Origin of the sequence: Denitromonas halophila, assembly GCF_007625155.1 — a bacterium.
Taxonomy (GTDB): domain Bacteria; phylum Pseudomonadota; class Gammaproteobacteria; order Burkholderiales; family Rhodocyclaceae; genus Nitrogeniibacter; species Nitrogeniibacter halophilus.
The window spans coordinates 303,844-323,668 of record NZ_VMNK01000003.1; the positions used below are offsets into that span (position 1 = coordinate 303,844).

At 66.7% G+C, this 19,825-nt stretch carries 22 protein-coding genes; 17 read left to right on the forward strand and 5 right to left on the reverse strand.

The genetic code is table 11. The features are described 5' to 3' along the window. Positions 1 to 3: 3 nt before the first annotated feature. Together FHP91_RS03545 and asd are read right to left on the reverse strand one after the other, a co-directional pair. Positions 4 to 903 (reverse strand): radical SAM protein, encoded by a 900-nt coding sequence (locus FHP91_RS03545; protein ID WP_144308271.1) that lies wholly within the window; start codon positions 901 to 903, stop codon positions 4 to 6. Beyond that, a complete protein-coding gene (asd, locus tag FHP91_RS03550; protein WP_144308272.1) occupies positions 896 to 1,786 on the reverse strand; it encodes an archaetidylserine decarboxylase in 891 nt (296 codons plus the stop codon). The genes FHP91_RS03545 and asd overlap by 8 nt, the downstream gene beginning before the upstream one ends. A gap of 178 nt (positions 1,787 to 1,964) precedes the next feature. On the opposite strand from asd, the gene FHP91_RS03555 reads away from it, so the two are divergent. Genes FHP91_RS03555 through FHP91_RS03575 form a run of 5 tightly spaced genes read left to right on the forward strand, consistent with a single transcriptional unit; the run spans position 1,965 to position 6,078 of the window. Then, positions 1,965 to 2,579 carry a TetR/AcrR family transcriptional regulator gene (locus tag FHP91_RS03555; protein WP_144308273.1) on the forward strand — a complete coding sequence of 205 codons (615 nt, stop codon included), beginning with the start codon at positions 1,965 to 1,967 and terminating at the stop codon, positions 2,577 to 2,579. Next, positions 2,576 to 3,760 carry an efflux RND transporter periplasmic adaptor subunit gene (locus tag FHP91_RS03560; RefSeq protein ID WP_144308274.1) on the forward strand — a complete coding sequence of 395 codons (1,185 nt, stop codon included), beginning with the start codon at positions 2,576 to 2,578 and terminating at the stop codon, positions 3,758 to 3,760. The genes FHP91_RS03555 and FHP91_RS03560 overlap by 4 nt, the downstream gene beginning before the upstream one ends. Further along, positions 3,757 to 4,950, forward strand: a complete 1,194-nt coding sequence (locus tag FHP91_RS03565; protein ID WP_144308275.1) for an ABC transporter permease — start codon at positions 3,757 to 3,759, stop codon at positions 4,948 to 4,950. The genes FHP91_RS03560 and FHP91_RS03565 overlap by 4 nt, the downstream gene beginning before the upstream one ends. 1 nt (position 4,951) lies before the next feature. Beyond that, positions 4,952 to 5,686, forward strand: coding sequence for an ABC transporter ATP-binding protein (locus FHP91_RS03570; protein WP_144308276.1), 735 nt, complete (start codon positions 4,952 to 4,954; stop codon positions 5,684 to 5,686). Between the two features lie 11 nt (positions 5,687 to 5,697). Continuing rightward, a complete protein-coding gene (locus FHP91_RS03575; protein WP_144308277.1) occupies positions 5,698 to 6,078 on the forward strand; it encodes a hypothetical protein in 381 nt (126 codons plus the stop codon). On the opposite strand, the gene FHP91_RS03580 is transcribed toward FHP91_RS03575, so the two are convergent. Beyond that, entirely contained in the window at positions 6,060 to 6,266 is a 207-nt protein-coding gene (locus tag FHP91_RS03580) for a heavy-metal-associated domain-containing protein (protein ID WP_144308278.1), read from the reverse strand. The genes FHP91_RS03575 and FHP91_RS03580 overlap by 19 nt on opposite strands. A gap of 173 nt (positions 6,267 to 6,439) precedes the next feature. On the opposite strand from FHP91_RS03580, the gene FHP91_RS03585 reads away from it, so the two are divergent. The 3 genes from FHP91_RS03585 to FHP91_RS03595 are packed head-to-tail and all read left to right on the forward strand — an operon-like array spanning position 6,440 to position 8,197. Beyond that, positions 6,440 to 7,147 carry an AzlC family ABC transporter permease gene (locus FHP91_RS03585; RefSeq protein WP_144308279.1) on the forward strand — a complete coding sequence of 236 codons (708 nt, stop codon included), beginning with the start codon at positions 6,440 to 6,442 and terminating at the stop codon, positions 7,145 to 7,147. Continuing rightward, positions 7,144 to 7,455 carry an AzlD domain-containing protein gene (locus FHP91_RS03590; protein WP_144308280.1) on the forward strand — a complete coding sequence of 104 codons (312 nt, stop codon included), beginning with the start codon at positions 7,144 to 7,146 and terminating at the stop codon, positions 7,453 to 7,455. The genes FHP91_RS03585 and FHP91_RS03590 overlap by 4 nt, the downstream gene beginning before the upstream one ends. A 28-nt stretch (positions 7,456 to 7,483) precedes the next feature. After that, positions 7,484 to 8,197: an N-acetylmuramoyl-L-alanine amidase family protein gene (locus FHP91_RS03595; protein ID WP_144308281.1), complete on the forward strand. Its 714-nt coding sequence runs from the start codon at positions 7,484 to 7,486 to the stop codon at positions 8,195 to 8,197. On the opposite strand, the gene FHP91_RS03600 is transcribed toward FHP91_RS03595, so the two are convergent. Beyond that, a complete protein-coding gene (locus tag FHP91_RS03600; RefSeq protein WP_144308282.1) occupies positions 8,186 to 9,355 on the reverse strand; it encodes an MFS transporter in 1,170 nt (389 codons plus the stop codon). The genes FHP91_RS03595 and FHP91_RS03600 overlap by 12 nt on opposite strands. A gap of 319 nt (positions 9,356 to 9,674) precedes the next feature. On the opposite strand from FHP91_RS03600, the gene FHP91_RS21410 reads away from it, so the two are divergent. The 9 genes from FHP91_RS21410 to FHP91_RS03645 all read left to right on the forward strand — a co-directional run bounded on the left by FHP91_RS21410 (position 9,675) and on the right by FHP91_RS03645 (position 18,344). Then, entirely contained in the window at positions 9,675 to 10,301 is a 627-nt protein-coding gene (locus FHP91_RS21410) for a PEP-CTERM sorting domain-containing protein (protein WP_246116209.1), read from the forward strand. A 125-nt stretch (positions 10,302 to 10,426) separates the two neighbouring features. Then, on the forward strand, positions 10,427 to 10,975 hold the full coding sequence (locus FHP91_RS03610) for a DOMON-like domain-containing protein (RefSeq protein ID WP_144308283.1): 549 nt from the start codon (positions 10,427 to 10,429) through the stop codon (positions 10,973 to 10,975). Further along, positions 10,972 to 12,174, forward strand: a complete 1,203-nt coding sequence (locus tag FHP91_RS03615) for an exo-beta-N-acetylmuramidase NamZ family protein (protein WP_144308284.1) — start codon at positions 10,972 to 10,974, stop codon at positions 12,172 to 12,174. The genes FHP91_RS03610 and FHP91_RS03615 overlap by 4 nt, the downstream gene beginning before the upstream one ends. Before the next feature lie 480 nt (positions 12,175 to 12,654). Next, complete coding sequence (locus FHP91_RS03620; protein ID WP_144308285.1) at positions 12,655 to 13,479, forward strand: hypothetical protein; 825 nt, start codon at positions 12,655 to 12,657, stop codon at positions 13,477 to 13,479. Between the two features lie 858 nt (positions 13,480 to 14,337). Continuing rightward, on the forward strand, positions 14,338 to 14,982 hold the full coding sequence (locus FHP91_RS03625) for a c-type cytochrome (protein WP_186301431.1): 645 nt from the start codon (positions 14,338 to 14,340) through the stop codon (positions 14,980 to 14,982). Positions 14,983 to 15,203: 221 nt separating this feature from the next. Next, on the forward strand, positions 15,204 to 16,145 hold the full coding sequence (locus FHP91_RS03630) for a ribose-phosphate diphosphokinase (RefSeq protein ID WP_144308287.1): 942 nt from the start codon (positions 15,204 to 15,206) through the stop codon (positions 16,143 to 16,145). Between the two features lie 66 nt (positions 16,146 to 16,211). Further along, positions 16,212 to 17,126, forward strand: coding sequence for a DMT family transporter (locus tag FHP91_RS03635; RefSeq protein WP_144308288.1), 915 nt, complete (start codon positions 16,212 to 16,214; stop codon positions 17,124 to 17,126). Positions 17,127 to 17,157: 31 nt separating this feature from the next. Continuing rightward, positions 17,158 to 17,598 (forward strand): rhodanese-like domain-containing protein, encoded by a 441-nt coding sequence (locus FHP91_RS03640; RefSeq protein WP_144308289.1) that lies wholly within the window; start codon positions 17,158 to 17,160, stop codon positions 17,596 to 17,598. A gap of 110 nt (positions 17,599 to 17,708) precedes the next feature. Next, positions 17,709 to 18,344 (forward strand): response regulator, encoded by a 636-nt coding sequence (locus FHP91_RS03645; protein WP_144308290.1) that lies wholly within the window; start codon positions 17,709 to 17,711, stop codon positions 18,342 to 18,344. Positions 18,345 to 18,353: 9 nt separating this feature from the next. On the opposite strand, the gene FHP91_RS03650 is transcribed toward FHP91_RS03645, so the two are convergent. Continuing rightward, positions 18,354 to 19,730 (reverse strand): CHASE3 domain-containing protein, encoded by a 1,377-nt coding sequence (locus FHP91_RS03650; protein WP_144308291.1) that lies wholly within the window; start codon positions 19,728 to 19,730, stop codon positions 18,354 to 18,356. Positions 19,731 to 19,825: the final 95 nt, after the last annotated feature.

Below are 19,825 nucleotides of genomic sequence, written 5' to 3' on the forward strand. Positions count from 1 at the left end.
CGCCTACAGACCCCGCGCCCAGGCCGGCCGCAACCCGGCTTGCGCCGGCGCCTCAAGCGCCCCGCGTACTTGCGCAAGCAAGCGCGCCTTGTCGGCACCCAGCGTACCCTTGAGCACCAGCCAGTTGGACGCGTGATCGGAGCGGAACACCGTCCGCTTCAAGTCCAGCTGCGACAGCAGCGCTTCCATTTCCTGTAGCAGACCTCGCAGATCGAGCGGCTCCCATTCGGGAAAGCCCGCCCGAAAGCGTTGCTCGCCGGTGGGAAAGCTCACCACCAAGGTGGCGAGATATTCGGGCTGCGTGACATTGGCCAGCCGCGCCGAGGCTTCGGCATGCTGGGCGCTGAACACCGGTCCGCCGAGGCCATTGAGGATCATCACCGAGCGGGTGATGCCGGCCTCGCCGAGCTTGTCGAGCGCCTCGCGGGTGGTGTCGAAAGTCTCGCCCTTGTTCACCCGCGCCAGCACCGTATCGTCGCCCGATTCGGCACCGACATACACCATGCGCAAACCGGCCGCAGCCAACGCCTGCATGTCGGCCACCGACTTCTTGCGCAGGTTGCGCGGCAGGCAATAGCTGGAGATGCGCCGCACCGCCGGCAGATGGATGCGGATCGCCTCGAGAATCGCCAGCAGGCGCCGGGTGGGCAGCACCAGCGCGTCGCCGTCGGCCAGAAACACGCGTCGCACCTGATCGCCATACAGGGCAGCAACCCGGCGGATGCTGTCGATCACCTCATCTTCGCCACGCGCGCGAAATGCCTTTTGCGGCGCGGTGTACATCTCGCAGAACGTGCATTGGTTCCACGAGCAGCCATCCGTCACCGGCAGAATCAGCGACTGCGCCTCGCTTGGCGGCCGGAACACCGGCTCGACATAGCGGATCGGAATCGTCTCAGTCATACAACGCCAGCACGGTCTCGGCCTCAAAGACCGGCGGCGGCAGCGCCCGCCCCATGCGCTCGCCCAGTCGCACCGCGGCTTCGGGTGCCCAGGCCGGGTTGAAGGCCATCATCGGCTTGGGGAAGAGCATCACGACCGTCGAGCCGAGCAGGAAGCGGCCCATCTCCTCGCCCTGCGCCAGCACGATGTCCTGGTCGTCGTAACGCCATTTGGTGATGTCGGGTCGGCGCGGCGGATTGACCACGCCATGCCACACCGTCGCCATGCTGCCCACAATGGTGGCGCCGACCAGCACCATCACAAACGGGCCGGCTGCGGACTCGAACACGCAAACCACCCGTTCGTTGCGCGCAAACAGGCCGGGCACGCCGCGCGCGGTGGTCGGATTGACCGAAAACAGATCGCCGGGCACGTAGATCATCTCGGTCAAGCGGCCGTCGCAAGGCATGTGAATGCGGTGGTAGTCGCGCGGGCTCAGGTACAACGTGGCGAACTGGCCATCGTCAAACTTGGCGGCCAGATGCTTGTCGCCACCGAGCAGCGCGCTGCAGCTGTAGCTGTGGCCTTTGGCCTGAAACACCTGATCCCCACGGATCGGCCCGAACTGGCTGATCGCCCCGTCCACCGGGCAGACAAAATCCGCGTCGACCAGCGTGCGCGCGTCGTCGCGCAGCGCGCGGGTGAAGAACTCGTTGAAGGTCGGATAGGCCGCCGGATCCGGATTGGCCGCCTCGCTCATGTCGACCGCGTAGCGCCGGATGAACCAACGGATCACGCCGGTGGTGAGCTTGCCACCACGCAGGCCAGCGAGCTTGCCAGCGAGCACGGTCAGCGCGCGCTTGGGCAGCAGATATTGGGGAATGACGGCGAGGCGATCGGACACAGGACATCCAGCATGAAGAGAACGTGCCGCCGATTATAACGACAGCGACGAGCGCTTCGGGGTGGCGAGGCCGGCCTTCGCGCCGGCATCGGCGGCACACCACGACATCAAAAAAATTAGACTTTTCTTATATTCCAGTTAAACTGGTAAGCAACTACTTACTTACTGCGATAGCACCATGCCTCACACCGCCGACCGCCAGTCCACCCAGGCCCGTCAGGCCGAGATCATCGCCGCCGTGCTTGCCCTCTCGGCCAGCCAGGGGCCGGGCACCATCACCACCCAGGGCATCGCCTCGGCGATCGGCCTGACCCATGGCGCCCTGTTCAAGCATTTTCCGACCAAGGCGGCGCTATGGCTGGCGGTCATTGACTGGGTCGACGCGCAACTGATGACCCGGCTACACGCTGCCGCCAACGACCACGACCACCCGGTGGCCGCGCTGCGGGCGGTGTTCATGGCCCATACCGACTTTGTCGTCGCCCACCCGGGGGTGCCGCGCTTCATCTTCAATGAGCTGCAACAGCCCGAAGACTCGCCGCTCAAACACCGCGTCAGCGACATGCTCGTCCGCTATCGCCAACTGCTGCAGGCACGGCTCCAGCACGCCGCGGCACTGGGTGCGCTGCGCCCCCGGCTCGATCTCGACGCCGCGGCCACCCTGTTCATCGGCAGCCTGCAGGGGCTGGTGATGCAGGCCATGCTGCGTGGCGACACCGCCGACATGCACCATGCCGCCGAGGCCGTCTTCGCAATCTACCGGTCCGCCATCCTTGTGGAGCTCGCCTCATGAAAATCGACGCCCTCCGCCGCTGGGCCTGGCTGCCGCTGGCCCTCATGCTGCTCGCCGGCTTCGCCTACGTGGTCGCCCGCTCCGGCCCGCTGGCGCCGGTCCGGGTCACCGTCGCCACCGTCACCGAGGGCCAGGTCGCACCCGTGCTGTTCGGCATCGGCACCGTCGACGCCCGGCGCGCCTATGCCGTGGGTCCGACCGCCCCGGGCCGGCTGATGCAAGTCGAGGTCGACGCCGGCGACACGGTGCGCGCCGGTCAGTTGCTGGCGCGGCTCGACCCGGTCGACCTCGACGCCCGCATTGCCGCGCTCGACGCCTCGGCCGATCGCACCCGCAGCACGCTGGCCGCCGCCCAGGCCCAGCAACGGGACATGCACGCCCGCGCCGAAGTGGCCGCCATCAATGCACGCCGCTATGTCTCGCTCGGCCAGCAACAGTTTGTCAGCGCCAGCGCGGTCGAAGCGCGTACTCAGGAACACACCTCAGCCCGCGCCGCGGTCGATGCCGCCGCCGCCAGCGCCGACAGCGCGCGCGGCGATCTGGCCCGCCTGCAGGCCGAGCGCCAGGCGCTGGTCGAACAACGCGACACCCTGACGCTGGTGGCGCCGGTCGACGGCGTGGTCACCGCCCGCGAGGCCGAACCCGGCACCACGCTGGTCGCCGGCCAGGCCGCGCTGCGCCTGATCGACCCGGCCAGCCTGTGGGTGCGCACCCGCATCGACCAGGGCCGCTCGCAGGGGCTAGCAGCCGGCTTGCCGGCGCAGATCGTTCTGCGCTCGCGCCCGAGCGAGCGACTCGCCGGCCAGGTCGAGCGGGTGGAGTTGATCAGCGATGCGATCACAGAAGAGCGGCTCGCCCAGGTCACTTTTGCGACGCTGCCGGCCGGCACCTCGATCGGCGAGATGGCCGAGGTGACGGTGCAACTGCCGGCCGCCGCCAACGGCCCGGTGGTGCCCAATGCCGCCCTACAGCAGCGCAACGGTCAGACCGGCGTGTGGCAACTGGACGGCGACGCCCTGCGCTTCACCGCCGTGCGCACCGGCGCCACCGGCCCGGACGGCCAGGTGCAGATCCTCGACGGCCTGAGCACTGGTGACCGGATCGTGGTCCACAGCGAGGGTAAGCTGAAACCGGACGCCGCCGTCCGCATCGTCGACAGCCTGAACGCGGTGCGCCAATGATCAGCCTGGCCGGTCGCGACATCCTGCATGCCTGGTCGCGCTTTGTGCTGACCGGCATGGGGCTGGGCCTGCTGATCGGCGTCACCCTGTCGATGGCCGGCATCTATCGCGGCATGGTGGACGACGCCGGCGCCCTGCTCGACAACAGCGGCGCCGACCTGTGGGTGGTTCAGAAGGACACCCAGGGCCCCTACGCCGAATCGTCCAGCCTGCGCGACGACGTGGTGCACAGCGTGCGCGGCATGCCGGGCGTGGCGCGGGCGGCCAACGTCACCTACTTCACCATGCAGGTCGCCCGCGGCGCGCGGGATGTGCGGGCCATGGTGGTCGGCTTCGAGCCCGGCCTGCCGGGCGCGCCGGGCGAGTTGATTGCCGGCCGGCGGATCACCCGCAGTCACTACGAAGCGGTGGCCGACGTCAAGACCGGCTTTGCCGTCGGCGATACCATCCGCATCCGCCGCCACAACTACACGGTGGTCGGGCTGACCCGCCGCACCGTGTCCTCGGGCGGCGACCCGATGGTGTTCATCCCGCTCAAGGACGCGCAGGAAGCGCAGTTCCTCAAGGACAACGACGCCATCGTCAATGAGCGCGCCCGCAACGCCGCCAACCCGGCGCTCAACCGCCCCGGCCTGCCCGGCCTGCTCGAAGCCATCACCGACGCGCAGAGCAGCAATCACAATGTAAATGCCGTGCTGGTGCAGATCGCCCCGGGGCTGGACGCCGAGGCGGTGGCCGAGCCGATCCGCCGCTGGAAGCACCTCACGGTGTTCACCCGCACGCAGATGGAAGAGATTCTGGTCGCCAAGCTGATCGCCACCTCGGCGCGCCAGATCGGCATGTTTCTGGTCATCCTGGCGGTGGTCAGCGCAGCTATCGTGGCCTTCATCATCTACACCATGACGCTCGGCAAGATCCGCGAAATCGCCGTCCTCAAGCTCATCGGCACGCGCAACCGCACCATCGCCGGCATGATCCTGCAGCAGGCGCTCGGGCTCGGCCTGATCGGCTTCATGGTCGGCAAGACCGCCGCCACGCTGTGGGCGCCGATCTTCCCCAAATACGTGCTGCTGCTGCCTGGCGACGCCCTGCGCGGCTTTGTCGTGGTGATGGCGATCTGTGCACTGGCCAGCCTGATGGCGATTCGCGCCGCGCTCAAGGTCGACCCGGCCGCGGCCATTGGAGGCTGACATGCACTCACCCGAACACGGCATCCGCATCGAAGGCCTGCGCAAGCGCTACGGCGAGGGCAACACCGCCGTCGACGCGCTCAAGGACGTCAACATGCAGGTCGCGCCCGGCGAGGTGGTCGGCCTGATCGGCCCCTCCGGCTCGGGCAAGAGCACCCTGCTCAAGTGCCTGGGCGCGGTCATCGAGCCGACCGCCGGGCGCATGATCCTCGGCGAGCAGACGATCTACGACAACGGCTGGAAAACCCCCGACCTGCGCGCCCTGCGCCGCGACCACATCGGCTTCGTTTTCCAGGCACCCTACCTGATCCCCTTCCTGAACGTGACCGACAACGTCGCCCTGCTGCCCATGCTCGCCGGCCAGAAGAACGCCGTCGCCCGCGCCCGCGCACGCGAGCTGCTCGCCGCGCTGGACGTGGCCCACCGCGCCGACGCCCAACCGTCCGAACTGTCGGGCGGCGAACAGCAGCGCGTGGCCATCGCCCGCGCGCTGGCCAACCAGCCGCCGGTGATCCTCGCCGACGAACCGACCGCGCCGCTCGACTCCGAACGCGCGCTGGCCGTCATACGCATCCTCAACCAGATGGCCGCGCAATACCGCACCGCCATCATCGTCGTCACCCACGACGAAAAGATCATCCCCACCTTCCGCCGCATCTACCACATCCGCGACGGCAAGACCCACGAAGAAGCCGGCGAGGGGCGCGCCATCGACCTCGCGCCGGCCCTCGCCTGACCAAGTCCCACATGTGCCACCGCCGCCTCCTTGCCGTACTCGCCGCCCTCGCCATCGCCTTCGGCGCGCTCACCGTGTTCAGCGGCGGGCGCGTGCTGTTTGGCGGCGCCGAGGCCGGCCAGGTGGTCGGCTTCGTGCTGTGGTTCAATTTTCTTGCCGGCTTCGCCTATGCCGCCGTCGGCCTCGGGCTATGGCGCCGACGGCGCTGGGCCGTGCGCGGTGCCGCGTTGCTGGCGCTGCTCACCGCGATCATCGCCGCGCTGTTTGGCCTGCATGTGCTCGGCGGTGGCGCCTACGAGTTGCGCAGCGTCGGCGCGCTGACCCTGCGCCTGAGCTTCTGGAGCGCAGTGGCCGTCATCACCCGCCGGGCCGCTCAATCCACCACCGCATAGCCGGCGGCCTCCACCGCCGCGCGAATATCTCCTTCGTCGAGCATTGCCGTGTGCTCGATGGTGGCCACGCCGGTATCGAGCGCGACCTCGGAGTGCTCGATGCAGGGCAAATCCTGGATCGCGTTCATCACATTGCGCAGATCGTCATCGGTCTCGAGGCCGGTGATGACAAATTCCGTGGTCGGCATAAGCTCTCCCTTGAGTCAAAAAAGCGGCTGTCGCTGCCAAAATCGTTCAAGACGCGATGCGCGCGTCCGTGACAGGATGGCGTTCAACTGTCGACAATACCTGTATGCGCGCGCGCCCTGAATACACCCACGCCCTCCGCGCCGACATTGTCGCCGCATGAGCCACTGAACCGATGACCACCATTCGCCACGCCATCTTCGCCGGCGCCCGCGACGCCCTGCCGCTGATGATCGGCACCCTGCCCTTCGGCGTCATCTATGGCACCTCGGCGGTGGCTGCCGGCCTGTCGCCGCTGGCCGCGCTGGCCATGTCGGTAATCGTCTTCGCCGGCTCGGCGCAGTTCATCGCAGTCAGCCTGATCAGCGGCGGGGCGGCGCTGCCGGTGATCTGGCTGACCACCTTCGTGGTCAATCTGCGCCATGCCTTGTACAGCGCCACGGTGCACCCGGCCGCCCAAGGCTGGGGGCTGCGCTGGCGCGCGCTGGTCGCCTTCTGGCTGACCGACGAAGTCTTCGCCGTCATCGAAAAACGCCTGATGGAACGCGGCAACGACGCGCTGCTGCCTTACGCCCTCGGCGCCGGCGGCGGCTTCTACCTCAACTGGCTCACCTGGACGGCCATCGGCGCCTGGCTGGGCCAGCAGTTTCCCGACCTCGCAGGCTGGGGGCTGGATTTCGCCATGATCGCCACCTTCGCCGCCATGATCGCGCCGCAACTGCGCGCGCCCACGCCAGTGGTCGTCGCGCTGGCCGCCGGCACCACCGCCTGGCTGACGCGCGGCCTGCCCTTCAAGCTCGGGCTGATTCTCGCCGCCTTTGCCGGCGTCGCAGCAGGCGTGTGGATGGACCACCGCCGCAAAGCACGGGAAGCTGCCGCATGACCATCGCCGCCCTGCTCGCCGGCATGTTCCTGGCCACCTACCTCACCCGCGCCAGCTTTCTGGTCTTCGGTCACCGCCTGCGCTTTCCGCCCGCGCTCAAGGCGGCGCTCCACCATGTACCGGTCGCCGTGCTCACCGCCATCATCGTGCCCGAAGCGCTGGCGCCGGGCGGGCAGGTCGACGTGTCTCTCGGCAATCCGTACCTGCTCGGCACCGTGGTCGCCGCCGTGGTGGCGCGCCTCAGTGGCCATCTGCTGCTGTCGCTGGGGGTGAGCTTTGCGGTGTTCGGGCTGATGCGCTGGTGGTGAGCGCAGCCGGCTCGTTACACTGGCGGCCATGCCACGCACCACGCCTGTCTTCTTTGCCCTGATCAGCGCGCTGCTGAGTCTGCCCGCCGAGGCGCGCCCGCCCGTGGTGGCGGTCGACATCGGCCACACCCTCGTCGCCCCCGGCGCCACCAGCGCGCGCGGGCGCAGCGAGTTCGACTTCAACCGCGATCTCGCCCGTGAAGTGGCCGCCGCGCTCATCAACCGCGGCATCGCAGCCCATCTGGTGAATGACGACGGACAGATCGCCTCGCTGCGCGACCGCCCAAAAGCCGTACCTGAGGCCGACTTCTTTCTATCGATTCATCACGATTCGGTCAGCGAACAGGAGCTCACACCGTGGACCTGGCAAGGCACACCACAGCGCTTCAGCGACACTTGGGCCGGCCACTCGCTGTTCGTCTCGCACGACAACCCCGCGCCCGAGGCCAGCCTCACCTGCGCCTCCGCCATCGGCGCACGGCTGCAGCGCATGGGCTTCGTCCCCACCGACAAGAACGCCCGCCGCCGCGCCTGGGCCGATCAGGCCAACACCGTGCATTGGTACGACAATCTGGTGGTGCTCTACCGCACCACGAAACCAGCCGTGCTGTTCGAAGCCGGCGTGATCAAGCACCGGGACGAAGAACTGCTGCTGCGCGACCCCGCGCGCCAGCGCCGCATGGCCGACGGCATCGCCACGGGCGTCGCAGCGTGTTTGCAGGTAATGGACTCAGCCCGCTGAACGTTTGCGCAACAAAGGCAACAAGGCAATCACACCGAGCACCGGCCCCGGCAGCAGCAGCCACGACACCTTCGACCCCCAGTCCGCCACCACCGACGTGCCCCAGGCGATCGACACCATGGTCACCGCAAAGCCCAAGGCGTTCTGCAGCGCCAGCGCGCTGCCAACGATCTCCGGCGGGCAGGCCCGCGCCGACATGGCCGAAAAATGCGGCGAGTCGGCCACCACGCTGGCGCCCCAGATCAACATGAAGGCCAGCAGCAACCACGGCCCGGCATCGGCCAGCCACGGGAAGGCCGCGCAACACAGCGCCGAGACGGTCAGCGCCGTCGCGGCCACCGGCGCGCTGCCCACCCGCCGGCTGACAAATCCCCCAGCGATGCAGCCCAGCGCACCAATGCCAATGATCGCGAAGCTCAGCCCCGACACCGGCGCCAGCGTGGTCAGCGAAGTGCCCGCCACCAGCAGCGGCACCAGCGTCCACATCGCGTACAGCTCCCACTGATGGCCGAAATAGGCCAAGGCCGAGGCACGAAACGTCGGGATGCGGAAGGCCATCAACACCCGGCCGAGGCGCAAGGGCGGCGCATCATCGCGACGCTTGAGATGCGGCCCGTCACCAAGCCGGAAGATCATCACCGCCGCCACCAGCGCCAGCACCGAAGCTGTCAGCAACACCGCCTGCCACGGCCACTGCCCGCCGGCCAGTTTCACGCCATGCGGCAGCGCCGTGCCGAGCGTGAGCATGCCTACCAACTGCGCCAGCGCATGGCCGGCGCGCTCGGGCACCCAGCTCACCACCAGCTTCATCCCCAGGGGGTACACGCCGGCCAGACTCAGCCCGACCAGAAAACGCAGCACCAAACCACTGCCCATGCCCGACGCCATCAACGCAAACCCAGCATTGGCCAGCGCACCGAGCACCGCGCACACCGCAAAAATCCGGCTCGCCGCAAAGCGATCCGCCAGTCCGGTCAGCGCAAAACCGAGCGTGCCGACAATGAACCCGAGCTGCACTGCATTGGTCAGCCGGCCGATATCCGCCGGGCCGACGCCCCAGGCACGGATCAGATCCCCCGCGGCCGCATTGGCGGAAAACCATAACGAAGTGCCGAACAACTGGGCAATGACGATGGTGGGGACAACGGGCAGGCGCATGGCGCGAGTATAGCCGGCGACACCGCATCAACAAGCGCCGATGCCTCAGCCATAAATACGATTGTTGCAGGGTAAAAATTCGTGTCGAAATTATTTACAAGCTGGCGAAGCGACCCGACACAATCCTTCCCAAAAGCAGCAGTCATTTCACCATAAACCATTGTTTTAATTCATACATTACCGATCTTCTAATACTTAAGTGGCACGACTTATGCATGATGTCAATCAGACACAATGTCGCACCAACATTTTTAGAAGATGCTGTGGTGAGGTCGACATCCGTGATCTGCATCACCCACAGCACACGAAGGGGGCACACATGAAAATCCGCACACTCGCACTCGCCATCGGTCTGGCCCTGCCAGCCGCCGCCATGGCCCACACGACGTCCATCGGCTATGTCGCCGGCGTCAATCCGGGTGAAGTCACATTCTGGACCGGTTCCTATGCCCACGGTGGCACACCGGTCAACGAGGCCGACCTGACGCTGGTCGGCGCCGCCGGCACGGTGTATGGCCCCGTGACTAAAGCGTTTGACATCACCCCGGTGGGCGTCAAGCCTGCTGGCCTGATTGACGGCACCAACAATTTCTTCTGGGACAGCAGCTCAACCCCGGGCTTCAGCTATGACTTCCCGGTTGCCACCGACCCGAACCTGTTTGGCGGTGTCATCTGGTGGCAGGGTGTCACCTTCACCGGGCTGAATGCCGGCACCTATGACGTCACCTGCGGCGCCACCTGCGGCACCACGCAGCAATGGGCTTCCTTGAGCACGGCGGGCAACATTCAGAACCTGTCCGGCGGTCTCAATCAGGACACCCTGCGCTTCGTCCTGCAAGCCGGCGACATCGGCGGCGGCGGCACCAACAATGTGCCGGAACCCGCTTCGCTGGCCCTGCTGGGCCTTGGCCTGGCCGGTCTGGCGCTGCGTCGCCGCAAGGCCTGAGGCACGCAGTCACACCGCGTCAGACACGGCGACCGCGAGGTCGCCGTTTTTCGTGGACGCCGACACCGCCGGCGAAGCGGCGATCGCGGTAGACTGCGCCGGTCCCGATCGCGAGCGTCTCCGCCATGCCACGCCTGTCGCCCCACCCCCGCCATCCCGCGCCGCCCGGCCTGCAGCTCACCGCCGACGCGCGCCTCGATGCTGCCGCCGGCTTGCACCTGCGCTATGTCCTCACCGGGCCAACCGACCGCCTCGCCATTCCCACACTGCGCCTGGCCAGCCCGGCCGCCGGTCTGTGGCAGCACACCTGCTTCGAGGCCTTTGTCGCGCTCGGCGGCGCGGCGGCCTACCGCGAGTTCAACTTCTCGCCCTCGCGCCAATGGGCGGTGTACGACTTCGATGCCTACCGCCAGCGCAGCAACACGCCCACACCGCCGTGGTCGGCCAACATCCGTATCGATCACCACGAGTCCGGCCTGAGCCTGCAGATCACGCTGCCGCAGCACATGCTCCCCGCCAACGGCCGCGAGCCCCTGCAGATCGCGCTCACCGCCGTACTCGAAACCACCGACGGCAGCCTTTCCTACTGGGCGCAGCGCCACCCCGCCGCCCAGCCCGACTTCCATCACCGCGAAAGCTTCGCGCTGATGCTTACCCTGGATGCGACCGCATGAAATTCGGCATCGACCGCCTCATCTCCGAGCCCGCCCTGCGCCGCCCGCTCGCCGGCAAACGCGTCGCCCTGCTCGCCCACCCCGCGTCTGTCACCGCCGACCTCACCCACAGCCTCGACGCCCTCGCCGCCCTGCCCGACCTGAATCTCACCGCCGCCTTCGGCCCCCAGCACGGCCTGCGCGGCGACAAGCAAGACAACATGATGGAGTCGCCCGACTTCACCGATCCGGCGCACGGCATCCCCGTCTTCAGCCTCTACGGCAACGTCCGCCGACCTACTGACGCCATGATGGCCAGCTTCGACGTGCTGCTCGTCGACCTGCAAGACCTCGGCTGCCGCATCTACACCTTCATCACCACCCTGCGCTATGTACTCGAAGCCGCCGCCGCGCATGGCAAGGCCGTGTGGGTGCTCGACCGACCCAACCCCGCCGGCCGACCGGTCGAAGGCCTCACCCTGCGTGAAGACTGGCAGAGCTTCGTCGGCGCCGGCGCCATGCCCATGCGCCACGGCCTCACCATGGGCGAGATGGCGCGCTGGTTTGTCGCCACGCTGGGGCTCGACGTCGACTGCCAGGTTATTCCCATGACCGGCTGGCAGCCCGACACCGCGCCCGGCTACGGCTGGCCCCTCGGCGAGCGCAGCTGGGTCAACCCCAGCCCCAACGCCCCCAACCTCTCCATGGCCCGCGCCTACGCCGGCACCGTCATGCTCGAAGGCACCACCCTCTCCGAAGGCCGCGGCACCACCCGCCCGCTCGAAGTCTTCGGCGCCCCCGACCTCGACGCCGCCGCCCTGCTGCGCGACATGCACGTACTCGCCCCCCAGTGGCTGCAAGGCTGCCGCATGCGCGAATGCTGGTTCGAGCCGACCTTTCACAAACACGCCGGCACCCAGTGCCATGGCGTGCAGATTCACGTGGACGACGGCGCCTACCAGCACGACCGCTTCCAGCCGTGGCGCCTGCAGGCGCTGGCGTTCAAGGCCGTTCTGCGCCAGCGGGCGGACTATCCGCTATGGCGGGATTTTGCCTACGAGTATGAGTACGACCGGCTGGCGATTGACCTGATCAATGGCTCGCCCTTGTTGCGGGGGTGGGTTGAGGATGCGTCTGCTACGCCTGCGGATCTGGAGGCGATCACCGCGCCGGATGAAGCGGCTTGGCGGGAGGCTCGGTTGCCGTTCTTGTTGTATTGATCTGTTTGTTGGCGACTCGTTACTACATTGCCTTCGGCCGGCTTGGATTGGCCGGGTCTCGCCCCGGCGGGCGACTTACTTTCTTGCTTGTGCAAGAAAGCTAAGCAAAGAAGCACAGCCCGCTTTCGCGCCCCTACGGGGTTCCCGCCCTCCGGACGCCCCGGGCGGGGTGCTTCGCAAACTCGCCCTGCGGGCTCAAACAGCGAAGCCCCTTTTTCCGCCCGGTACGTCCTCCGGTTGGCGCGGCAGAGGGCGGGTAGGCCGTGCCCCACGAGACAGGTGCATTGGCGATTCTTCGGGCATATACTTTTCCGTCATGACAGTTTCTCCAAACCGCCCGGCGCACACCGACTTCAGTCACGAACTGCAGGTGTTGAACGCGCTACACAACCCTGACGTCGACTCCAATGTATACGTCAATCGCAAGATGTATACGTCGCCTTTGACGCCTACAACACGTTGTGCAGCCAGGCGACCGTCGTGGCACGTCTGAACCCTCGAACAGACACGATCCGTGCGCTGTTTGCACGATCAGGCAACCAGTGCGCATATCCCGGCTGCTCGCACGAGCTAATTAACTCCAAGAACAAGTTCGTTGCGCAGATTTGTCACATTCGCGCCGCCTCATTGGGAGGAGAACGCTACGACGCCGAGATGACCGACGAGGAGCGCCGCGGCTACGAGAACCTCCTCTTGCTCTGCTATGCACATCACGTTGAGACGGACGATACGGACGCGTACGACGTTGATTCTCTAGTGGCTATGAAGGCAGCACACGAATCTCTATTCGAGAAGGACGACTTCAAGATTGACGAAGCTGCTCTTCATCAGATCGTGGCTGAGATGGCCAGGTACTGGGACGACATCGAGCGCCTCAACACGCTTGAGCACTCGCACGAGCAGCTCTCATTCAGAGTCAACGTGCAGGGCACCTATGCTGAAATTTTCGAGAGCATTCACGCGAGTCTGAAGGGGATCGAGCGACTGCATGCGGGCTTACTCAAGGCCGATGAGGCGCTTCAGGAGCAGTTTGAAAGCATGCTGAGCCGGAAGGGCATAGATCCAAGCATCTTCGAGGATGTGCCCTACTACGAGAACCCCTTCCAGATCCGGAACTGGGAGACTCACCATCTTGGCTTTCCAAACTGGCTGCAGAGAGCCCGAATAGATCTGGCTCACTTGGAGCTCAAGTACCTGGAGGAGTACCTCAAGACGCACTCCAAGGACCGGCAGGCTCTGAGCCGACTTGAGGAGCTAAAGGCCAGTTTCGCGGAGATGGCGCAGCATGCGACACATATCGACTAGCGATTGTCCGCACAACAAGCGCCTTGAGTTCGCGCCCTGCGGGTGCCGGACGGTCGCAGCACGCGTCGGGTGCAGTAACCGAAGGGCATTGCACCATTTTCAACCGCTGCTCGGTGCAATACGGCTGCGCCTATTACACCGCTACGAAGCGGCACCATCCCGCAAGGGCAATGGCGAAGCCGAGCCCGCGTGCCATTCCCCTTCTGTACCGCCGAACGGAGAACGCGACCGGCGGGAATTGTCGTGTCGCCTGTTTGAGCCCGAAGGGCGAGTTTGCGACACGACCCGCCGGCCGCGGGCGGAGAGAGGGGACCGGCGAAGCCGGCGGTACAGCGGGGGCGTTTCTTTGCGTCCTTTCTTGTCGCTACAAGAAAGGATGTCGCCCGCCGGGGCGAGACCCGGCCAACGAACCGTCGAAAAGCCGATGACAAAACGAGGACCGATGGCCGGTTAAAACCGGCCCTACCACTCGGCTTCGGCCACCATCGATACCGCCCCGCTGTGATCGAGCGACCAAACTTCAGCCGCGCGATCCCAACCAGTGCGCCGTTGAGCAAAAACGGATCGACATCGAAAGTCGGCCGCTCGACCCGGTAGTCGAAGCGCGTGAGCAGCAGTCCGTCGATATGCCGCGCGGCGAAACCGGCCAGCGGGGTGGCGATGAGCCGGCCGCGCACGACGAGGACGGGGTCGCCCTGTTCTGAATCCTGCGTAGATGACACACGCCAGCGTGACCAAAATCACGACAAGCAAGGCGATGTGCGGCCGTGCACCATGGTTTTGTGCGCTGGGTCAAAAACCCTATTCTTGATATGGATTAATTTTACGCTTTGTTGCAAAACTGCAAGAGAGGGTGTCATGGGCAGGGTCTGGCGTCGCCGGGTGGCGGCAATCATGTTTGGCGTGTGCATGGGGGCGGCGGCGCTTCCGGTTTGGGCCGACGAGGCAGCGGTTTTGCTCACACAACTCAGCGACGATGCAGCAGCCCGCGCCAAGGCGATCGAGCATGGGCGCGGCCTTGCTACCTTCTGTGCCAACTGTCATGGCGCACAGGGGGTGAGTTCCATTCCGGAGGTGCCGAACCTGGCCGCGCAGAACCCGGATTACCTGCTCGCACAGATCAACGCTTTCATCAGCGGAAAACGCAAGAACGCTTTCATGGAAGGCTTGATGCGCGTGATGGAGCCGGCGGACAAGGCGGCCCTGGTGGTGTTTTTTTCCTCGCTCGCGGCACCGGCGCCTCGGCCGGCCACGGCAAATGACATGGCGGCCGGCAAGGCCGCCTTTAGCAAAATCTGCGCCCGCTGCCATGGTGAAGCCGCGCACGGCAGCGAGACGACGCCCCGACTGGCCGGGCAGCAAGCGGACTACCTGCGCGTGACCCTCCATCGTTATCTGACGATGTCGGGCGAGCGTTTCTACGCGCCGATGACGGCAGCCGTCTATCAATTGGGCGAGAAGAATATCGACACAATCACCGCATATCTGGGGAATCTGAAGTAACGGCCAGCACCGGGTACAAAACGGCTGCGCCAATGCAGCATTGGCGCACCACCCCATTGGTGGGCCGCGAGGCACTCAGCCGACGGAGTGAGGTGTTTCCGCACAGGCAAGGACAACGCCGACGGTGACAGTACGTGTCCTAGTGTGGCGCATGCCTCGGCACAGCCGATACATCGGCTTACAATGGCGGCTTCTCCCGCCCGCCCGACACGAGCCCCCTCATGAACGACGCCCTGCGCATCTTCGCCGGCAATTCCAATGATCCGCTGGCCCGCGAAATCTGCAGCAAGCTCGGCATTCCGCTCAGCCCGCTGGAGATCGCCCGTTTCTCGAACGACAACCTGCATGTGCAGGTGATGGCCAATGTGCGCGAGCGCGACGTGTTCGTGGTGCAGTCGTTCACCGAGCCGGTGAGCGATCACATCATGGAGTTGATGATCACACTCGACGCGCTGCGCAGCGCCTCGGCGCGGCGGGTGACGGCGGTGATTCCGTATTACTCCTACGCGCGCTCCGACAAAAAGGACGCGCCGCGCATCTCGATTACCGGCCGGCTGGTGGCCGACATGCTGCGCACGGCGGGCGCCGACCGGGTGCTGACCATGGATTTGCACGCCGATCAGGTGCACGGCTTTTTCACCATGCCAGTGGACCACCTCACCGCGATCCCGACCATCGCCGAGCATTTCCGCCAGCATTACGACATCTCCAACATGGTGGCGGTGGCGACCGACGCGGGCGGCGCCAAGCGCGCGGGGCGGTTCTCGGAGCGGCTGGGCATCCCGATGGCGATCATCGACAAGCGGCGCATCAGCGACACGCAGGTGAAGCAGGGCCAGGTGATCGGTGAGGTGAAGGGGCGCGACGCGGTGATTTTTGAGGACGAAATTTCCACAGGCGGCACCTTGATCACCACCATCGAAACCCTGCGCGAAGCCGGCGCACGGACGATCCATGCCGGCGCGGTGCACGGCGTGCTGTGCGGCCCGGCGATCGAGCGCCTGCGCGAGGCACCGATCGAGTCCATCGTGGTAACCAACACGGTGCAGATCCCCGAGCACAAGCATCTCGACAAGCTCACGGTGCTGACCATCGCGCCGCTGCTGGCCTCGGCCATCGAGCGCATTCACAGCGGCGAGAGCGTGGGCGCGCTGTTCGAGTAACGAAGCGCGCTGGCCGGCACGGCGGGCAACGGCTAGACTCGACGCTTACCTCCCGAGCACACCGTCATGCCGGTCTCACTCGCCTATCTTGGCGTCATCCTGATCTGGTCCACCACGCCGCTGGCCATCCAGTGGAGCACCGAGGGCACGGGATTTGCCTTTGCGGTGCTCGCGCGCATGGTCATTGGCGTGGTCATCGGCACAATCATTCTGGTGGCCGGTCGCATCCGTTTTCCGCTGCACAGCAAGGCGCGTCAGTCGTATGTGGTGGGCGGCCTCGGCCTGCTCGCCGGCATGGGCTTTACCTATTGGGCGGCGCGCTATGTGCACTCCGGGCTGATCTCGGTCATGTTCGGCCTCTCACCGCTGGTGGCCGGCGTACTCGCGGCGCTGTGGCTGGGCGAGCGCTCGCTGACCCGGCCGCGCCTGATCGGCGCCGGCCTGGGCCTGACCGGGCTGGCGGTGATCTTTCTGCATGGCGGCACGCGCGGCGGGCCGAATGCGCTGGCCGGCCTGGGCGCGCTGCTGATTGCGGTGGTGTGCTACACCGCGGCCATGGTGTGGCTCAAACGCATCGGCGACGACAGCCCGCCGCTGGCCACCACGGTGGGCACGCTCAGCGTCTCGCTACCGGGCTTTGCGCTGCTGTGGTGGCTGACCGACGGCACGCTGCCGCAGAGTATTCCGCTACGCAGCGGCGCGGCCATTGTGTACCTCGGCGTGTTTGGCTCGGTAATCGGCTTTGCGCTGTATTACTACTGCATCCGCCACATGGAGGCCTCGCGTGTGGCGCTGATCACGCTGATGACACCGGTGCTGGCGCTGTTGCTCGGCCAGGCGCTCAACGGCGAAGAGACCGGCCCGCGCCTGTGGGCCGGCACCGCGTTGATCCTCACCGGGCTGGCCATCTACCAGTGGGAGAGCCTGCGCGGCTGGCAGCGCGGGCGCCGCGAACGCCGACAATCCGCGCCGGGCGTATAATCAGCGTTTCCTGATAGACGGAGTCACTGCCATGCGTGCCTGGCTGATCGCGGCCCTCGCCGGCCTGAGTTTTTCCGCCGTGGCGGACACGGTCAACATCGACGACGCCACCCTGGAGCGCCTGCGCGCCGACGGTGTGCCGGTGGTCGACATCCGCACCGCGCCCGAGTGGCAGCAGACCGGCATCGTGCCGGGCAGCCACCTGCTCACCTTTTTCGACAAGCGCGGCGAGGCCGAGCCCGAGGCCTGGCTGGCACGCCTGCAAGCCATCGCCAAGCCCGGCCAGCCGGTGGTGCTGATCTGCCGCAGCGGCAACCGCAGCACGGTGGTCAGCCGCTTCCTCACCGAGAACGCGGGCTACACCAAGGTGTACAACGTCGAGGCCGGCATTCGCGGCTGGGTGAAGGCCGAGCGCCCGGTGGTCAAAGCGGTCGAAGCGGCCTCGACCTGCGAGCGCGCCAGCGCCTGCTGAGCCGTCGGCAGGCTGGGCAACCCGGGGCGGCCCGATGCTGCCGTGCGGCAGGGCAGCATCGGGCGACTCGCACTATCATGGACAGCCCCCCATCCCGCCAGAGTACGGCCATGCTACGTATCGCCATCGTCGACGACCACAACATCGTGCGCGCCGGTTTCCGCGAAATGCTCGCCGAAGAATCGGATTTGCAAATCGCCTTCGAGGCGGCGTCGGGCGAGGCGGCGCTGGCCGCACTGCGCGAGACGCCCTGCGACGTGATGTTGCTCGACCTGGCGCTGCCCGGCCAGAGCGGTGTCGACGTGCTGCATGCGGTGCGCCAGCGCTATGAGGACTTGCGCGTGGTGGTACTGACCGGTTTCCCCGAAGAGCGCTACGCAGTGGCGCTGATCCGTCAGGGTGCCGACGGCTATCTGTGCAAGGATTGCGAGGCCGAGGAGCTGATCCGCGCCATTCGCACCGTGGCGCAGGGGCGGCGCTATGTCTCGGCGCGGGCGGCCGGCCTGCTGGCCGACGAGCTGGCCGGCGATGGCACGGCCGCGCCGCACGAGCAGCTCTCGCCGCGCGAACTGCAGGTCTTCCAGCGACTGGCGCGCGGCGAGTCGGTGTCCGAGATCGCCACGGCACTGACGCTGAGCGTGAAGACCGTAAGCACTTACCGTACCCGCCTGCTCGACAAGCTGGGCGTCGACAGCAACGCCGAACTGGCCGCCTACGCCATCCGCCATGGCGTGATGGTCGAGTGAGCGACGCACTCAGCTGACCGACGCCGACTCGACCACCAGCGGCAGGCGGGCGCGGATGCGTGTGCCGGCCCCGGGGCGGCTGTCGATCTCGCACACACCCGAGAACATCTGCATGCGGTGACGCATGCCCGCCAGACCGTAGTGGCGGCGGCCGACCCGGGCCGGAACGAAGCCCGTCCCGTCGTCTTCGATCCTCAGCTGCACCGCCTCGTCCTTGCATGACAACGCCACCGTCACCGTACGCGCACCGGCATGGCGGCGGATATTGGTGAGCGCCTCTTGGGCAATGCGGTAGAGGGCCAGGGCAGCTTCCGCCGACAGCGGCAGATCGCCTTTCGGCAGATCCAGATGCAGCTCGGCGCCGCTGCGCTCGGCGAAATCCTCGGCCAGGCTGCGCAGCGCGACCACCAGCCCCAGCTCGCGCAGCAGCGGCGGTTGCAGATCGTCGATGATGCGCCGCTTCAGCGAGATGCCCTGGTCGAGTGTCTCCAGCAGGCGGTCGAAGCGTTCGCGGTGCGGCGCCAGCGCGTCCGGGTCGAGCTTGCGCACCAGCCAGGCGGTGTCCATCCGCGCCGCGGTGAGCAGGGCGCCGAGTTCGTCATGCAGCTCGCGCGCCAGCCGCGCCTGCTCGGTTTCCCGCGTGCGGGTGAGGTAACTGGCCAGCTCGGACAGCTCGGCGGTGCGCTCCTGCACCAGCTCGTCCAGCCACCGGTTCTCGCGTCGCAGCAGATCGGCGATCCGCTCGCGCAACCGCAACTGGCGCTGCCCCATGACGAACAGCAGCACCAGCAGCAACAGGGCGCCACCGGCGAGGATCAGCACCACCCAGCGGGTCGCGTCGACATGGGCGATCGAGGCGTCGAGCGAGCGCTGCCCGCGCGCCAGGATACGGCCCTTGTGCTCGGTCACCGCCTTGCGCAGATCGTTCATGTAGCGCCGCCCCTCGGCCGAGCCTTCGGGCCCGGGCCGGCCACGACTCACGGCATCGGCCAACAGGCGCTTCTTGAGCACCACCAGCCCGCGGATCTGCGCCAGTGCGTTCTGATCTTCGGGCGTCGGCGCGAGATCCTGGCGAATGTCTTCGAGCGTGTAGTCGAGGGTCGCCAGGCTATTGAGATAGGGCTCCAGGTAGGCGCGCTCACCGCTGAGCAGATAACCGCGCACGCCGCTTTCGGCATCCACCAGCTGGATCAGCAGGCTGTCGAGCCGGCCGGTGCGTTCGGCCTGCAGCTGCAACTGGCGCAGTGCGCCGAGGCTGGCAGTGGCCTGCCAGTGGCTCGAGACCAGCAAGGCGGTGACCAGCGCGGCGCCCAGTCCCAGCAGCAGGCCGCGCCAGTGGCGCCCCAGTGATCGGCGGGGCTCGGTGGTGGGTGGATGTTCCGGCATGGCTTCCTCCGTGGCGGCCCGGGCCGGTCGCCACCGTGCAGGAATCGTCCTACATGCGATTCCGACACCTCCGATAGCGACCGACCGGGGCCAAC

What these genes read in the sequence shown, in the direction of transcription:
- FHP91_RS03645 (WP_144308290.1), top strand. Translation starts at nt 17,709, where the DNA reads ATGCTACGTATCGCCATCGTCGACGACCACAACATCGTGCGCGCCGGT.
- FHP91_RS03640 (WP_144308289.1), top strand. Translation starts at nt 17,158, where the DNA reads ATGCGTGCCTGGCTGATCGCGGCCCTCGCCGGCCTGAGTTTTTCCGCC.
- FHP91_RS03630 (WP_144308287.1), top strand. Translation starts at nt 15,204, where the DNA reads ATGAACGACGCCCTGCGCATCTTCGCCGGCAATTCCAATGATCCGCTG.
- FHP91_RS03595 (WP_144308281.1), top strand. Translation starts at nt 7,484, where the DNA reads ATGCCACGCACCACGCCTGTCTTCTTTGCCCTGATCAGCGCGCTGCTG.
- FHP91_RS03625 (WP_186301431.1), top strand. Translation starts at nt 14,338, where the DNA reads ATGGGCAGGGTCTGGCGTCGCCGGGTGGCGGCAATCATGTTTGGCGTG.
- FHP91_RS03575 (WP_144308277.1), top strand. Translation starts at nt 5,698, where the DNA reads ATGTGCCACCGCCGCCTCCTTGCCGTACTCGCCGCCCTCGCCATCGCC.
- FHP91_RS21410 (WP_246116209.1), top strand. Translation starts at nt 9,675, where the DNA reads ATGAAAATCCGCACACTCGCACTCGCCATCGGTCTGGCCCTGCCAGCC.
- FHP91_RS03615 (WP_144308284.1), top strand. Translation starts at nt 10,972, where the DNA reads ATGAAATTCGGCATCGACCGCCTCATCTCCGAGCCCGCCCTGCGCCGC.
- FHP91_RS03555 (WP_144308273.1), top strand. Translation starts at nt 1,965, where the DNA reads ATGCCTCACACCGCCGACCGCCAGTCCACCCAGGCCCGTCAGGCCGAG.
- FHP91_RS03570 (WP_144308276.1), top strand. Translation starts at nt 4,952, where the DNA reads ATGCACTCACCCGAACACGGCATCCGCATCGAAGGCCTGCGCAAGCGC.
- FHP91_RS03635 (WP_144308288.1), top strand. Translation starts at nt 16,212, where the DNA reads ATGCCGGTCTCACTCGCCTATCTTGGCGTCATCCTGATCTGGTCCACC.
- FHP91_RS03585 (WP_144308279.1), top strand. Translation starts at nt 6,440, where the DNA reads ATGACCACCATTCGCCACGCCATCTTCGCCGGCGCCCGCGACGCCCTG.
- FHP91_RS03565 (WP_144308275.1), top strand. Translation starts at nt 3,757, where the DNA reads ATGATCAGCCTGGCCGGTCGCGACATCCTGCATGCCTGGTCGCGCTTT.
- FHP91_RS03610 (WP_144308283.1), top strand. Translation starts at nt 10,427, where the DNA reads ATGCCACGCCTGTCGCCCCACCCCCGCCATCCCGCGCCGCCCGGCCTG.
- FHP91_RS03580 (WP_144308278.1), bottom strand. Translation starts at nt 6,266, where the DNA reads ATGCCGACCACGGAATTTGTCATCACCGGCCTCGAGACCGATGACGAT.
- FHP91_RS03545 (WP_144308271.1), bottom strand. Translation starts at nt 903, where the DNA reads ATGACTGAGACGATTCCGATCCGCTATGTCGAGCCGGTGTTCCGGCCG.
- FHP91_RS03600 (WP_144308282.1), bottom strand. Translation starts at nt 9,355, where the DNA reads ATGCGCCTGCCCGTTGTCCCCACCATCGTCATTGCCCAGTTGTTCGGC.
- FHP91_RS03560 (WP_144308274.1), top strand. Translation starts at nt 2,576, where the DNA reads ATGAAAATCGACGCCCTCCGCCGCTGGGCCTGGCTGCCGCTGGCCCTC.
- FHP91_RS03590 (WP_144308280.1), top strand. Translation starts at nt 7,144, where the DNA reads ATGACCATCGCCGCCCTGCTCGCCGGCATGTTCCTGGCCACCTACCTC.
- FHP91_RS03650 (WP_144308291.1), bottom strand. Translation starts at nt 19,730, where the DNA reads ATGCCGGAACATCCACCCACCACCGAGCCCCGCCGATCACTGGGGCGC.